Here is a 15485-nt window from a genome sequence, read left to right as displayed (position 1 = left end):
TTCTTTTCCTCCTTCTTTTGATTCAGTTTCAAACTGAACCTTACACGGATTCCCTGCGTAGAAAGCACTGGAAGCCGGATACTATGGTGCCAGAAGAATGAAGAACAAGAAGGCCTCTCCGAACCTGCTGCGCTTTCTCCTGGGACTCTATGTGCTGGCCAGCTTGGGCTATTGTCTGTCAATGGTTCTCGACAACTGGACTGCCGTGCTGCATCCGGACCGGCATGTCCAGGCGCCGTTTGCGTACGACAATGACACGCGTATCATCAACTCCCTGCAGCCGGAGGCGAAGGCCGCCCACATTCCTGAAGGAGCCACGCTGGAATCACTGAACGGAGTTCCCTACTCGGCGAGGATCTGGGACGAAATCATCAACACCGCCCACGCCGACGACATGATGGATATGGGCTTCCGCCACAGCGACGGAAGTCAGGGAACAGCCACCATCACATTTGTTGCGCGCAAGCCATTCTTTATCGGCATACCTGTTTTCATCCTTGGCCTGCAGGAGGTCCTTCTTTCCGGCGTTGTGCTGGGCTGCCTGCTGATGGGTTTCTGGGTGGTTCTTGCCAAACCGGCGGATGGGAACGCCTGGCTCCTGCTGGTCCTGCTGACTTTCCCCAGCGTGTTGTTTACCTTTCACCACGGATTTGCGACCGGGTTCAGCGCCTTCGTGCTGGAGTTCTGGTTCCAGACGATGCAATTCATTGCTGCGCCTGCGCTGCTGCTTTTCGGAATCTATTTCCCTGAGCGCTCGCGATGGGACGTAAAGCTTGCCTGGCTCAAGTGGGCAATCCTGCTGCCGCTGCTCGCATCCGCGGTCATTCTCGGGCCGATAATCTATGGCGAATACTATGGCGCGGGTAATGGCGCGTCACTGGTGCGTGCAGGCAATTGGGCTGAAAAGGCAACAAACTTCCTTGACCTGCTGTGTGTGCTGCTCTACCTGGTGCTGACCCTTGATAAGCTGCGCTCCGCCTCCACGGAAGACGCCCGCCGAAGACTGCGCGTTCTGACTGCCGGTATGGCGATCGGCGTAGGCTCACTGCTGCTGGTCTTCGTGCTGTTGCCGCATTTCGGCATTACCGGGATGAAAAAGAGCCAACTCTGGATCATCTATACGGGCATCTTCCTCTTTCTCGCCGCGCCCTTCGCGCTCGTCTATGTCGTGCTGGTGCAGCGCGCTATGGACGTGCGCATACTGCTCCGCATGGGCGCGCGCTATGCCCTGGCCAAGGCCACACTGTGGGTCGTCCAGTATGTGCTGCTCGGAATTGTCGCCATCGAGCTTCTGTTGCCGGTACTGGGCAAAAAACAGACTCAGCTTTCCGATTTAGTTGGGCCTCTCATCTTTTTCGGGCTTGTAATCTTGTTGCGTTTAGGCCTGCACAAGCGCATTCAGCATTGGCTTGACCGCAGGTTTTTCCGCGAAGCCTATGACGCGGAGCGGGTGCTCAACGAACTCGCAGAAGAGGTCCGCCGCTATACGGAGACTGAGCCGCTTCTCGAGACCGTTGCCCGCTGTGTGGCTGAGACGCTGCACGTCGACCAGATCGCCATGCTGCTGCGCCGTGGCGAATACTTTGCGCTGCAGCAATCGATCGGCATCTCCGCAAGCGGGACGCTCACCCTGCCGTTGCACTCCTCCGCCGTGCGTTATTTGACGAACTCCAATGAGCCAGCGCGCTTGTATCGGGAAGATCCTGACGCATGGTACCTGATGGCGGGCACTGCGGAGCGGTACGCGCTCGATAAGATGAATGCCGAGCTGCTGCTGTCACTTCCAGGCAGAAACCGCATGATGGGCGTGATGGCCTTAGGGCCGAAACGGTCCGAAGCGGCGTATTCTTCCGCTGATCTGAAACTGCTGCAGGCGCTTGCTTCGCAGACCGGGCTCGCGCTCGAGGTGAGCGAGCTTGCGCGGTCGCTGGCGGCGGAAGCAGCTCAGCGGGAGCGAGCCAATCGAGAGATGGAAATCGCGCGCGAGGTGCAGGAGAGGCTTTTCCCGCAGGAAATACCAGAGCTGCCGGGCGCGAAAATCGCGGGCTTCTGCCGTCCAGCGCTCGGCGTGGGGGGAGATTACTACGACGTGATCGATCTCGGCGACGGCCGCGTAGGGCTTGCCGTGGGGGACGTCTCCGGCAAGGGCATTTCGGCTGCTCTGCTGATGGCGAGCCTTCGGGCTTCATTACGTGGGGTCACCTTGGACGGCCCGCGCGATTTTGCCAAGCTCATGCACAAAGTCAATCGGCTCGTGTATGAGGCTTCAGCGTCGAACCGTTACGCGACATTCTTCTTTGCTTCCTACGATCCGGCAACGCGTAAGCTTGAATGCGTAAACGCAGGGCACAATCCGCCAGTGCTGTTGCGCGGACAGGAGACGATTCGCCTTGAAGCCGACGGTCCCGTAGTTGGGCTGCTGCCTTCCGCTCCGTATTCGGAGCAGAGTCTGATGCTTCAGCCTGGCGATCTGCTTGTTCTCTACACCGACGGCATCAGCGAGGCCATGACCAAGGACGACGAAGAATGGGGCGACGAACGCATGATTACGGCTGCGCGCGCATCATTGAACAAACCGGCAAACGAAGTGCTGGACAACCTGTTTGCCGCGGCGGATGCCTTTACCGCCGGTGCTCCGCAGCACGACGACATGACCCTGCTGATCCTCAAACTGGAGTCGTAAAATCAAAAACCATGCGAATGAAATGGTTGCCTTTGTTGTTGAGTCTGGTGCTGTTTTCTGGAATGAGCTTTGGTTTGATGGCGCAAGAGAGTGAACCTGTGATCCGTCCTGTTGCCCCTCGCGCTGCTGACACTCTGGTTATGCTGCCCGACGGCTCGACCGTCCATGTGGAGCTGGCAAAGACCGAAGCCGAGCGCGAATATGGATTGATGGGCCGCACCAGCCTTCCGCAAGGGCATGGAATGCTCTTTATCCACGACCGTCCCGGTCAGTATGGATATTGGATGTATCACTGCAAGATTGGCCTCGACATCGTCTGGATGGACGAAGACCACCGCATCGTCGAGATGTCGCCCAACACGCCGCCCTGCAAAGGTAAAGCGAGCACCTGCCCATCATATGGCGGACATGCCACTTCCACGTATGTGCTTGAGCTGCCTGTTGGGTCCATCAAGGCGCACGATTTGCAGGTAGGCCAGACTGTGAACTTCAATCTGAGCTGAAGAGTCATTTTCCGGCGTTCTCTTCTTCTTCGAGGGCCGTGTTGTAGCGTTGCCTCTCCGACGGCAGCGGAATCAGCTTGTAAAGCACCAGCACGTCACGGTCTTCGTCATCAAAGGCATGAAAGCTGGTGACTCTTTGCAGATGGTATTGCGTGTGCAGGTCTTCAAGCGTCTCTGGATCGATCTCATTCCACGCCGCATACCATCCCGGTCGATACGTATGGATGCGGTAAGGCAAATCATACGTGCCGAAGTCATCACATATCGAAGGCAGATGCGTAATCAGGGTAATATTTGCGCCACTTACGGAAAGCAGCAGCCGGTTTCCATTCGGGTGCCGGTCGATATACCGCGTCAGGCGTTTCGCCGCCACGACAAAAGTGTGATCGGTATGCCGTATGAAATGTGCCGTCAAGCGAAGGTTGAGGCCGATGCTGATGGCAATGGCGGCGAGAGCGGCAATGCCCATCCAGCGACGCTGTTCCAGCAGGGTCGCTGTTCCAATGCACACGATGATGATGAGCGGGAAAGCTACGACCTCGTAGTAGCGGGGCTGCATGTTGTTGTGCCAGCCGATGAAGAAAATGTATCCAGCGGCGGCTAGGAATGACGCAACGAAAAGCGGATTCGACCACAGTCTTCGCAGCGATGCCACTGAAAGCACAAGGAGCACCAAAGCCAGCAGGCCAAGCGCTTTGTCTATCCACAGCACGCCATGAATCGAGTACCAGAAAGTGGCAATCCACCCGCTCATTGTTGTTGGCTGCTCCCACTTGTTCGCGTCGAAAAGGTAATGATAATCAGCAAGAAAGTGCGGACGCACCGCAAGAAAATAGTAGGCCGACCATGGAATAATCGCAGCCATGGCCGCTATCGCTGCATATTTTGAAAATCCCTTCAGCTTGAACCGCGCCGCATGCCAGAGCAAGTAAGCAGTTGAAGGGATCAGAAAAATTGCAGTCGTTTTAGTGAGGACTTGCAGGCAGATCAGAAACCCAATAGCCGCCGGCAGCGCGCATTGCAGTTTCGGCGAAGAATTTTTGGCCAGATAAAGGACAAGCACCCACGAAAGCAGCATCCAGAAGATCAGCAGCGGCTCCAGAATTGCCAGGCGGCTGAAGGCATAAAGAAAAGCGCTGGACGCTGCGATACTCACGCCGATAAACGCGATGGGCTGCTCTTGTTGTGTGCGAGTCAGAGCATAGAGAAGCAGCAGATTCCCGCCGAACACGGCCAGCGCCAGCACACGCGCAGCGGCAAGGCTTACGCCGGTAAAGCTAAATGTAATGCCCTCAAGAACCGGCCATACGGGCAGCGCTGCCCCTGGATTGAAGTCGCCGGGAACACGCCATGATCCGCTCAGGAAGTGACGGACAGCGGCGCTGCCGTACCATCCCTCGTCGGTGTATTTCGAGTAGTCCATCCAGGGAGAGAAATTAGGGAAATCAGCCCGCAAGTGGAGCAAATGGACGCCATAAAGCAGGCAAATGCCTGTAATCCATAGAGCCGTCCATGCGCGTGTCCATTTCATCGATTTGGTGGAACTTTTTCGCCTTTTTGGGGAGCAAATTTGCGCAAAAACAGCGCATTTTCCCCAAGTTTATATGCCTGAATTGCCATTCTGAACGAAATAGGTGACAGCCGCAGCCGAACCGCCTTCGAACCGGGAACCGAATCCGCATTTCCTGCGTATTCGCTTGCATGAGCGCAGCCGGCACCATAACGTGGAATGGATGGGGCATGGCCAGGACCGCGTCGCCGAGTATTGCCAAGCGGTCGCCGGGACCGGAGCCATGGCAGCGCCCTCATGCCGGAACCGCGGTCGGCGCGCGCCGGTCGGCGGACAGACCAGGGGAAAGACATTTGGAAGCAGACTGGCAACTGATTGTAACGCGGTGCCTTGACGGCGATTCCACGGCATGGGCAGAGCTGGTCAAGACCCATCATCGCCGCGTTTATGGCCTCTGCTACCGCTTTACCGGCTCCTCACACGACGCCGAAGACCTGGCGCAGGAAGTCTTCCTGAAGATCTACGGCAATCTGGCGACCTTCGATCTCGCCAAAGGCAGCTTCCAGACCTGGATTACGACTCTAACCCGTAACCTGCTGGTCGATCACTTCCGCCGCTCCAAGCAGCAGCGCGTGACCGACTCCATGGACGCCGGGTGGGATGAAAGCGAAGAACAAAAGATTGCGGACCGGCTCTCAGACCGTGGGCCCAGCCCGCATGAACATGCAGTACAAAAAGAACTAGAAAAAATGGTGCAGCAGGCATTGACGAAAGTCTCGCCTGAACTGCGCGAAGCAGTGATTCTGCGCGACTTACAAGACATGGATTACAAGGAGATCGCGCAGGTTTTACGAATTCCTGAAGGGACGGTGAAGTCGCGCATCAGCCGCGGTCGCGCGGAACTGGCGAGGCTTCTCCAGCGTAATGGAAGGCAGGTGGTTTAGATGTCAGAGCGCAATCCATTTCAACAGAACCAGAAGGGCCCACTGCAGTGTGAAGAGTGGGAAGCCCTGCTGGCTGATGCTCTCGACGGAACTCTGAAGACCGAGGATTCAGCGGTCTTCGCCGCCCACGGAAAAGACTGTCCTATGTGCGCCGAGATGCTGGCCGCGGCACAGCAGGGGCAGGAGTGGATGAAGTTTCTGCATGAGGAGCCGCCGGTGCCCGCAGATCTGGTTTCAAAGATCCTCGGTCGAACCAGCGGCGCCTCGCTGCCGCAGTTGGCCGTGGCCGGAGCGTCCCAGACAGTCCCGCTGCCGGTGGCCCACTTCGCGGCCCGCCGCACCTTCCGCGATGCGCGCTCGCTGATGACTGCCACGATGGCTTTCTTCTCGCTGGCATTGACGCTTGTCATGTCACTCAACATGATGGGCATTCGGCTGGATACGGTACGGATGGCCGACTTGAAGCCTTCGGCGCTACAGACCACCGTTGCCCGCACGTTCTATGGCTATAAGAAGCAGATGGTGAGCTACTACGAAAACATCCGGCTGGTGTACGAAGTGGAATCGAAGATGCGCGAGCTGCGGCGAGACGCCGAGACGGAGCAGAACACGCAGCCCCGCAAAGACGACAAGCAGCCGGCCAACCCGCAAGGCGATGGCCACAAGACCGGCGGCAGGCTGCATGCGCCTGCCAATCCGGCATCACCCGTGATATGGGGCGAACCCGTGCGGGCCTGCCTCGACCAGGATGAGATCGGCGCAGCCCAGCAACTGCGCGAAGAAAAAGAAGTAGAGGTAAGTGAATTGATCGTTGTGAGAAAAGAAGCAGACCAGGCAGAAAGGAGCTTGGTATGAACTGCGCGAACCATCCTGATGTACCCGTTGCGGCTTATTGCCAGAACTGCGGCAAGCCGCTTTGCTCTCAGTGTGTGCGTTCCATTTCGGACGTCATCTATTGTGAAAACTGCCTTGCAGCCAGACTTGGCATCGGCGGCGCTTCCGGTACCGCATACAATGTTCCCGGAACAACGCCCGGCGGTGTGAACTACAACGTAAGCGGCATTGGGCTGCAGACGGATGCCGACCTGCCCAATCCCGGACTCGCCGCCCTGCTGGGGTTCATTCCCGGCGTTGGCGCCATGTACAACGGGCAGTTCATCAAGGCCTTGATTCATGTGCTGGTCTTTGTGGTGCTGATTGGCATCACGACCGATCACGGTCTGTTCGGCATCTTCATTGCTGCCTGGGTTTTCTACCAGGTCTTCGATGCGCACCAGACGGCCAAAGCGCGCCGCGAAGGGTTGCCTCTGCCCGATCCGTTCGGACTGAACGATCTGGGCCAGCGCCTGGGCGTTCCCAACCGGACATATACCGGAATTCCTCCGCAAGGGCCATACCAAGCTCCGCCTGTGCCGCCAGTGCCACCACCCTCGGCGTACGCCGACCCATATGCTGCCGTTCCACCGGTTCCACCCGTCCCGCCCATGCCGCCGGACATTCCCGGAAGACGGCCTGAGCCGGTTGGGGCGATTGTGCTCATCATCGTAGGCATGCTCTTCCTCTTCAGCACCCTGCATGTCCTCAGCTTCGGCTGGATCAGCCATGGCTGGCCCATTCTGGTGATCGCAATCGGCGTCTGGCTGCTGGTGCGGCGGACGCGTGAAGTGCCTCCTCCACCAGCTCCACCGGCGGGAGGCGGACAATGAACCAGTACATTTTTCTGCAACGCATTCAGGGCCCAGCCATGCTGCTCACATTTGGCGTGTGCGCGCTGCTCGACCAGTGGGACATCCTGAACTTCGGCCGCAGCTGGCCTTTATATCTGATCGTGTTGGGCGTCATTAAGCTGGCGCAGAGGGCCGCGCTGGCAACGGCCGCGCCGCCTCCTGGCTATCCGCAAGGCTATCCCGGGTATGGGGGTTATCAGCCGGCCGCCGCTCCGGCGTCGCCTGCGGCAACTTCGACGGCGCTGGTCCCCACTGACAGTTCTATCCAAACCAACGACTCCGGGGACGGGAGGTAAGTCATGGCAGCCGCACCTCCGCCCTACAACCCGCGCGATTACAAGCAGCAATGGAAAAGCTGGGCGCGCGCCCAGAAAGACGCCGCCCGCAGCCAGCGTTTCTATTGGCGCTACTATCACCGACCTTCCATCGCCGGGCCAGTCATTCTGCTGGCCGTCGGCATCATTGCACTGCTGATGGAGACAGGCCGTCTGAGCGCTCCTCGCTTCTGGGGATGGTATGCGCAGTGGTGGCCCATGCTGCTCATCGGCATCGGCCTGGTTCTCCTGCTTGAATACTTCATTGATCGCAACAATCCTTATGCCGGGCGCCGGTCGATGGGCGGCTTCGGGATCCTGATTTTGCTCCTCATCCTGGGAGGATTGGGCACGCACGCGGCGCATGTCTGGGGCCCATTGCACGACCAGTTCTCTGACAACGGCGACGACTTCTGGTCGCTGATGGGCGAAGAGCACGACAACGACGTGCAGCAGGATGAAGCCATTTCGCCGAACGCAGCCGTGCAGATCCAGAACCCGCGCGGCGACGTGACCATCACCGCATCATCTGACGACAAAATGCACCTGAAGGCGCACCAGGTCGTCCATACCTCCTCTGACAACGATGCCCGCAAGACATTCGATGCGGTAACGCCGAAGGTTATCAACTCGGGCGCAAATGTCACTTTGACTGTTGAGGGTAGAAACAACGCGCGCGTTGATCTGACCGTGGAGTTGCCGCCTACGGCGAACACCGTGGTCAATGCCGGACGCGGCGATGTGACCATTGAGGGCCTGAAGACCAACTCCGACGTGAACGCCAGCCACGGCGACGTGAAATTCGACAGCATGGGCGGAAACGTCCATGCTCGCATGGACCACGGCGACTTCTCCGCCCACCAGATAACGGGTGATGTGGCCGTGGACGGCCATGTCGGCGATGTGACTCTGTCCGACGTAAAGGGCAATGTCACGCTCGATGGCGAATTCTTTGGCGACACGCACCTCGAACAGGTAGGATCCGCTGTTCATTTCCATTCCAGCCGCACTGATCTCGCGATTCAGAAGCTCCAGGGCGACATGACCATGGATTCGAGCGACCTGAATATCACACAGCCGGTGGGGCCGTTGCGCGTGGTGACCCGCTCCAAGGACATGGACATCTCGCAGTTGACCGGCGACGCCCACATCGAGAACAACAATGGCGATGTGAACATCACAACTGCGGCGCCTCTGGGCAATCTTCAGGTCAGCACGCGGACGGGAGACCTCTCGATAACCGTGCCCGAGAATGCAGGTTTTTCTGTAACCGCCTCGAACGCTGACGGCGACCTGCGTACTGACTTTCCGTTGACGATGACGAATTCGGACGACCGCAAATCCGCGCAGGGGCAGATTGGAACTGGTGGCCCACATCTTGAACTCTCGACTGGCCACGGTGATCTGCAACTGCGGAAAGGCGGTCCCGGCTCGATGGTGGCGCCGCCATCTCCTCCTCCCGCTCCGCCGGCAGGCGCAAAGCATCTGCACGCGCCAAAGGGACCTAATCCGCCGCCTGCGCCAACCGAGCAGTAACCAGGTCGGCGACTCGGCCCACCACCTCGTCAAGCGTGAGGTTGGTCGAGTCAATCACCACAGCATCAGGAGCAGGCTTCAAAGGAGACTGCTCCCGGGTCCTGTCCCGCTCATCGCGCTCACGGATGTCTCTCAGGATCGCTTCCGGCGAAGCGGCCTTGCCTGATTGCTCATAGCGGCGCTCGCCTCTTGCTTCCGGTGAAGCATCGAGAAATATCTTGAGGTCGGCGTGAGGAAAGACGACCGTGCCGATGTCGCGGCCTTCCATCACAATGCCGCCTTTTTCACCCAGAGTGCGCTGCAGATCGACCATCCAGCGGCGGATTGCCGGATGCACGCTGACCTGTGAGGCCGCCTTTGTCACCGCGGCATCGCGGATGCGCCCCGTAACGTCCTTTCCGTCGAGGAGGACGCGATTGCCGGAAGGGGTTGGCTCCAGCGCGATGGACGTGACTGCGGCGAGCTGCTCCAGCATATCGGGATCAGAGAACGGTACCCCGCCCTCAATGGCCTTCAGCGCGAAAGCGCGGTACATCGCGCCGGTCTCAAGATTCAACAGGCCAAACTTCGCGGCCAGCCGTGCCGCGACCGTGCTTTTGCCTGCGCCTGCTGGGCCATCAATGGCCACAATCAATCGACGGCCACTCATTCGCCGGATTTCTTCCCTTTTCTGTTATTCGGGCGTTTCCCGAAAGATGGTTTCCCGCCCGGACGGCCCGAGCGCGGTCCGCCGAAAGAAGGCTTTCTGCCTCCGCTCTTTTTAGGCGGACCGAATTTCTTGCCCCCCTTGAAGCCTGGCCGAGAGAAAGACTTTCTTTGGCGTTCTGGTTCTCCGCCTTCGGCATGGTGCTCTCTTTGGGGCGGCTTCTTGCGGTCAAAACCTTCGCGGCTTTCAAAAGGACGCTTTGCTCCGAATGGCTTTTTCCTGAATTTTTGCTTATCGCCAAAGCTGCTTCCTTCGCGCGGTGGTTTGAACCCTCGTCCTGAGGAAGGGCGTGGCTTGAATTCACGGCGCTCTCCATCTTCGCGGCGCGGCTTCCATTCCTTGCGTGGCGGACGGTCCTGATCGCGGTCGCGAGGTGGAAATTTTTTGTAAGGACGCTTCTCTCCGCTGCGCTGGTCATTGCCGCCGCTGCGGTAAGGTCTGGCGAAACCGCCCTTGCCTTCGGTGCGGCGCGGGCGAAATTCACCGCGGCCTTCCTGCGCGCCTTCGCGTCGTGGTTTCCACTCACGGCGCGGGGATTTTTCGCTCGAAGATGGTCTGCCACCACGAAATGGCCTGTTGTATCCGCCTTTGTCAGAATCACGGCGCGGGCGAAATTCGCCGCGTTCTTCCTGTGCTCCTTCGCGTCGCGGTTTCCATTCTTTCTTCTCGAAGGGCCGTTTCTCTTCGCGTGGCTTCCACTCACGGCGAGGGAATTTCTCACCCGATGGCCGATCGCCGCCGCGAAATGGCCTACCATAGCTACCTTCCTGCTCGCGGCGTGGATGAAATCCCTCTTGTTCGCCGCGTGGCTTCCATTCTTTGCGCGGACCTCCAAAGCCAGACGCAGATTTGCGCGCATCCCGGGCGGCGGGGCGGTCTCCAAATGCCGGACGCTCGCGGCGTGGCCGGTCTTCGCGATCGCGCGGAGTAAATGGTCTGCGTGTCTGGTCAAAGCGCTTGCGCTCAAATCCGCCTTTATCGCGTGGAGCAAACGGCCTGCGCTCGCGCTGTGGTGGAATGGCTTCCTGCCTCGGCTCGGCTTCCACCTCCGCCGGCGCTTCAATTTCTGGAAACACAGGTAGTCCGCCGGCGATATGCAGGAGGCTCTGCGCCCCCAGCGGAATCGTCAACAGTTGGCGTGTAGCCTCAAGCCCGCGCACAACTTCGCGGATTCGCGAACGCGGGGCCAGGGACGACAGAAATATCTCAATCTCGTCAGAAGTGGCTGCAATTGCTGAGTCTAGATAAAGCGAGATCAGCGCCGACAGTGCCGTAGCCTGCGCCATGCCGCCGCCCATCTGCATGGCTTTCTGATGGCGCGACTCAAAGAGTTCCCAGGTTGTCGGCTCGCCGGCGGCGTAAACCGGCAGCACGCGGAGTGCCGTCCACAACTCGCACAACGCGCGAAGCACCGCCGCCTCTGTCACTTCGCGGCCCAGCAATTCCTGCAACTCGGCCGTGGTTAGAGCGCCCTCGCGCTTCAGCAGCTTCCAGGATTCAACCACCAGCGGCGAAGACTTCTCGCGTGGGCCACGTTTCCAGTCGCGGTCGCCCCGTAACGCAAAAACGTAAGGCATGGCCTCGGGTGAGACGAGAAAATCAGGCTGCTCGGATGCCGCTCCCAGCAGATTCAGCGGTGTCGCCTTTCTCGCGGCGAAGAGACGCGCGGCCATCTCGAAAGCCTGCTGAATCGCGGCAGGCGCAGGCGTGGCGTTCGTTTCGCCCAGCACAGCTTCGACGAATGACGGCGCAGGCATATGCAACTGCGTCTTGCGCGGCAGAAACAAGGCCACGCCGGTGGATTCGATCCACGCTTCTGCATCCTCAATCGTAAGGAGAGGATTTGCCTTCTGCCGCCACTTTTCGGCGCGCGCTGCCTGGAGCTGCTCTGTTGTCAAAGAATCCTTCTTCTGGCGGGGTTAAATGCGTTGAAATGCCCGCTGGATGTCTTTCCAAGAATACCGCAATACGATGGGGCGCCCGTGCGGGCAGCTAGTTGGATGGTCGGTCTTCGCCAGCTCGGCGAGTAGCCATTCCATGCGGACCGGATCGAGCGGGAAATTGACTTTGATTGCGGAATGGCAGGCGATGGACGCGGCAATTCTGGTGCGCAGCGTGTCGAGGTTCTGCGCCTGAGCTTCGCGCTCGGAGTGTTCCAACACTTCCATTAGTGTGCGCTCGAGTTCCTTGCCTTCAAGTCCAACCGGAGCGGCCTTCACCGCAATCGTCCGCGGGCCAAACGGCTCGACCTCAAAACCGTTGCGTTCAAGTTCCTTGGCAATGTTTGTGAAGAGCACCATCTGCTGCGGTAGCAGTTCGACCAGCAGCGGCATTAACAGCCGCTGATGCTGCACGCGCTCCACTTCCCGCTCGCGCAAAAGCTTTTCAAAAAGCACGCGCTCGTGTGCCACATGCTGGTCGATGATCCACAGGCCCTCGTCGTTCACGGCAAGGATGAATGATTCGCGCAGTTGCCCCAGAGGTTTGAGCGAGGCCAGTGAATTGAGGCTGGGGGCCTGCTCTTCCGGAACAGCTACGGGCGGTGCAGGAGCTGCGCCATCGCCATGTGTTGGTAGCTCCGAGGCAAACGGCAGCTTCACTTCCTGCGGCGGAGGAATGGGCGGCGTCAGTGCAAATTCCGCAGCTTGTTCAGCACGCGCTAAAGGCTCGGATTCCGGTTCGCCCGGCATGGGCGACGCCGCTGGCAGCAGCGACGGCGTTGCATGTGGATTTGCCGTCAGCGCAGCCAGAAATCCTGCTGCCGGGCGCGTCTGGATCAGCGTGTTGCGGATGCTGTCGCGGACAAAGTCGTGCACCAGCGATTGCTGACGGAAGCGCACCTCGGTCTTTGCCGGGTGCACATTCACATCTACTTCGTGCGGAGGCATCTCCATGAACATGAGGACGACCGGGAACGAAGTCGGCGGCAGAATGTTGCGATACGCCTCGCTGACGGCATGAAGAATCAGCCGGTCGCGAATCAGCCTGCGGTTCACAAAAATGTAAATGGAGTTACGATTGAGCTTCTGCAGCTCCGGCTTCGAAATAAACCCGCTGATCCGCAGAAAGCCAGGATCAGGAGGCGCATAGTCCTCCTCGCGCTTCCACGGCGGAGGCTCCGGGAGCCCAGCGCGGTCAAAGGGCCGTTCCGCCGCCATTGAAAGCAGTTGGTCCAGCGTTTCGCTACCGAAAATCTGAAAGATGCGCTCCTCCGGCTTCCTGACCGGAGGCGCAACCAGCAGCGCATGCGTCGCCGAATGCAGCTCAAAATGCTTGTCGGGATGGGCCAGCGCATAATGTGTAACCAGAGCGGTTACATGTGACAGCTCGGTCGTCTCCGACTTCAGGAACTTGCGCCGTGCCGGCGTGTTGAAGAAGAGGTCGCGGATGATAAACGTCGTGCCCAGGGGCGCGCCCGCGTCGTCAACCCGCATCACCTTGCCGCCGACAATCTCGATGCGTGTGCCCGAGGGTTCGTCTTCGACGCGCGTCTCCATCTCCAGCCGCGAGATCGACGCAATCGACGGCAGCGCCTCGCCGCGAAAACCGAGAGTCGCAATCGAGAGCAGGTCGTCGCTCGACCGGATTTTTGAAGTGGCATGACGCTCGAAGGCCAGCAGGGCGTCGTCGCGCATCATGCCGTGGCCATTGTCGGTCATGCGTATCAGCTTGCGTCCGCCCGCCTCTACCTCCACGCGGATGCGTGTCGCTCCCGCATCGAGCGCATTTTCCAGCAGCTCTTTCACCACCGACGCAGGACGGTCCACCACCTCGCCCGCGGCGATCTGGTTGGCAACCTGGTCGGAAAGAATCCGGATGCGGCCCATTCCAGATTCACCTTAGCAGGTTGCTCCGCGTGCGAAATACAGGCTGTGTGTGCAAAAAGAGAACGGCGGCCCGAAACCGGAATCAGGCCGCCACCTGATCTGTCATTCTGAGGAGCGAAGCGACAAAGAATCTGCTTTTTTGCCAGCGGATTCGCCGCGTCATCCAGAAAGCTTTAGCGTTTCTTCCCCTTGCTCTTGGCAGGCGATTTCTTTGCTTTGGCTTTGCTCTTCTTCTTCGCAGGCGGCGCCGTCAGGCGGTCGCCCAGAACATGCAGCCGCAGAAAGTTCGTCGAGCCGGTCTTGGTGCGCGTTCCGGCAACGATGCCCAGAATGTCCTGCGGTTTGGCATGGCCGCCCTCTTCAAGAAGCTGTTCCGCCATGTCCACCATCTGTTCGGTGGTGTGCGCCTTGTCGCACCTGATCGGGTGCACGCCCCACAGCAGGTTCATGCGGTGAATCACAGGCTCGATGCTCGACAACGCAAAGATGGGCGGCTTCGGATGGTACTTGGAAAGCTGCCGGGCCGTCGCTCCGGTCTCGGTAAAGACGGCGATCGCGGCAATATTAAGGTCTTCGGCGGCATGCGCCATCGATTCGCAGATGGTTTCAGCAACCGTGAGGTTCATTTCAGCCGGCTGGTCGTGATGCACTGGGGTTTCGGGCTTGTGCGACTCCGTCTCGATGACAATCTTGGCCATCATCTTGACGGCTTCAATGGGATACTTGCCCGCAGCGCTCTCCGCTGAAAGCATCACCGCGTCGGTGCCGTCATAAACCGCGTTGGCAACGTCGCTTGCTTCCGCGCGCGTAGGCCGTGGGTTCTCAATCATCGATTCAAGCATCTGCGTTGCCGTTATTACTGGCTTGCGGTGCAAAGCGGCGCGGCGAATCACACGTTTTTGTATTGCAGGGACTTGTTCCGGCGGCATCTCCACGCCCAGATCGCCGCGCGCCACCATCACGCCGTCTGTCACTTCCAGAATCTCTTCGAGATTGTCGATGGCTTGCGGTTTCTCCAGTTTGGCCACGACCCAGGTGTCGGCCTTCAGCGCCGCAATGCGTTGTTTCACCAGACGCACATCATCTGCCGTACGAATAAAGGAGACGGCAATCGCGTCAACGCCGTTCTTCACCGCGAACTCAAGGTCCTTTTCGTCCTTTTCCGTAAGCGAAGGCACGCGCACTGCAAGCCCAGGAAGATTGATTCCCTTATGCTCGCCAAGTATTCCGCCGTTGATGACTTCGCAATCCACGTCTTCGCCGGGAACATCAATCACGCGCAGCTCGATGAGTCCGTCAGAGAGCAGAATGCGCGCGCCCGGCGCAACATTTTCAGCAAGTGTGGGAAATGTAGTGCTGATAAGGCTGGCGGTTCCAGGAATGTTACGGGGTGTAATGGTGAGGCGCTGGCCGGTCGTGAGCTGTACCGGAATGCGGCTTTTCAGGTGTCCCGTGCGGATTTTCGGTCCCTGCAGGTCACCCAGGATACAGATTGGTTTGCCCTCTTCCACCGCAATTTTGCGGATCATTTTGATGAGCTTGAGCTTCTCCGCTTGGGTCCCATGGGAAAAGTTCAGTCTTGCAACGTCGAGGCCGGCGCGCACCAGCTCGCGAAAAGTCTCTTCAGTGTTCGATGAAGGCCCGAGTGTGCCTACAATCTTGGCGCGGCGGTCATTGCCGTGGCCGGCAGCCGTAAGGTTCATCCATCCCCCAAATTAATTTTATGTGGCTCTGG

At 59.1% G+C, this 15485-nt stretch carries 12 protein-coding genes; 7 read left to right on the top strand and 5 right to left on the bottom strand.

The features are described 5' to 3' along the window. Positions 1–97: 97 nt before the first annotated feature. Both VEV40_RS02735 and VEV40_RS02730 read left to right on the top strand, forming a co-directional pair. On the top strand, positions 98–2683 hold the full coding sequence (locus VEV40_RS02735; RefSeq protein WP_324829979.1) for a SpoIIE family protein phosphatase: 2586 nt from the start codon (positions 98–100) through the stop codon (positions 2681–2683). 17 nt (positions 2684–2700) lie between these two features. Further along, positions 2701–3186: a DUF192 domain-containing protein gene (locus VEV40_RS02730; protein ID WP_324829978.1), complete on the top strand. Its 486-nt coding sequence runs from the start codon at positions 2701–2703 to the stop codon at positions 3184–3186. A gap of 4 nt (positions 3187–3190) precedes the next feature. On the opposite strand, the gene VEV40_RS02725 is transcribed toward VEV40_RS02730, so the two are convergent. Beyond that, positions 3191–4717 carry an ArnT family glycosyltransferase gene (locus VEV40_RS02725; protein ID WP_324829977.1) on the bottom strand — a complete coding sequence of 509 codons (1527 nt, stop codon included), beginning with the start codon at positions 4715–4717 and terminating at the stop codon, positions 3191–3193. 209 nt (positions 4718–4926) lie between these two features. Between VEV40_RS02725 and VEV40_RS02720 the strand changes: the two genes are divergently transcribed. From VEV40_RS02720 to VEV40_RS02700, 5 genes are read left to right on the top strand one after another with little or no spacing between them, the layout of a single operon-like run. Beyond that, positions 4927–5640: an RNA polymerase sigma factor gene (locus VEV40_RS02720; protein WP_324829976.1), complete on the top strand. Its 714-nt coding sequence runs from the start codon at positions 4927–4929 to the stop codon at positions 5638–5640. Next, positions 5641–6495 carry a hypothetical protein gene (locus tag VEV40_RS02715; protein ID WP_324829973.1) on the top strand — a complete coding sequence of 285 codons (855 nt, stop codon included), beginning with the start codon at positions 5641–5643 and terminating at the stop codon, positions 6493–6495. Beyond that, positions 6492–7346: a B-box zinc finger protein gene (locus tag VEV40_RS02710; protein ID WP_324829972.1), complete on the top strand. Its 855-nt coding sequence runs from the start codon at positions 6492–6494 to the stop codon at positions 7344–7346. The genes VEV40_RS02715 and VEV40_RS02710 overlap by 4 nt, the downstream gene beginning before the upstream one ends. After that, positions 7343–7663 carry a LiaI-LiaF-like domain-containing protein gene (locus VEV40_RS02705; RefSeq protein WP_324829970.1) on the top strand — a complete coding sequence of 107 codons (321 nt, stop codon included), beginning with the start codon at positions 7343–7345 and terminating at the stop codon, positions 7661–7663. The genes VEV40_RS02710 and VEV40_RS02705 overlap by 4 nt, the downstream gene beginning before the upstream one ends. A 3-nt stretch (positions 7664–7666) precedes the next feature. Further along, positions 7667–9217 (top strand): DUF4097 family beta strand repeat-containing protein, encoded by a 1551-nt coding sequence (locus VEV40_RS02700; protein WP_324829969.1) that lies wholly within the window; start codon positions 7667–7669, stop codon positions 9215–9217. On the opposite strand, the gene cmk is transcribed toward VEV40_RS02700, so the two are convergent. The 4 genes from cmk to pyk form a co-directional block, all read right to left on the bottom strand. After that, complete coding sequence (gene cmk, locus VEV40_RS02695; RefSeq protein WP_324829968.1) at positions 9186–9866, bottom strand: (d)CMP kinase; 681 nt, start codon at positions 9864–9866, stop codon at positions 9186–9188. The genes VEV40_RS02700 and cmk overlap by 32 nt on opposite strands. Next, positions 9863–11821, bottom strand: coding sequence for a hypothetical protein (locus VEV40_RS02690; protein ID WP_324829967.1), 1959 nt, complete (start codon positions 11819–11821; stop codon positions 9863–9865). The genes cmk and VEV40_RS02690 overlap by 4 nt, the downstream gene beginning before the upstream one ends. Positions 11822–11842: 21 nt before the next feature. Then, the gene (mutL, locus tag VEV40_RS02685; protein ID WP_324829966.1) at positions 11843–13750 is read right to left on the bottom strand and encodes a DNA mismatch repair endonuclease MutL; all 1908 of its coding nucleotides are present in this window, start codon (positions 13748–13750) and stop codon (positions 11843–11845) included. Positions 13751–13923: 173 nt separating this feature from the next. Then, entirely contained in the window at positions 13924–15453 is a 1530-nt protein-coding gene (pyk, locus tag VEV40_RS02680; protein ID WP_324829965.1) for a pyruvate kinase, read from the bottom strand. Between the last annotated feature and the right edge of the window lie 32 nt (positions 15454–15485).

This window comes from Alloacidobacterium sp., assembly GCF_035631355.1.
Lineage (GTDB): Bacteria > Acidobacteriota > Terriglobia > Terriglobales > Acidobacteriaceae > Alloacidobacterium.
Note: the sequence above shows the minus strand (reverse complement) of the source record. Positions and strands in the feature narration are given on the sequence as shown.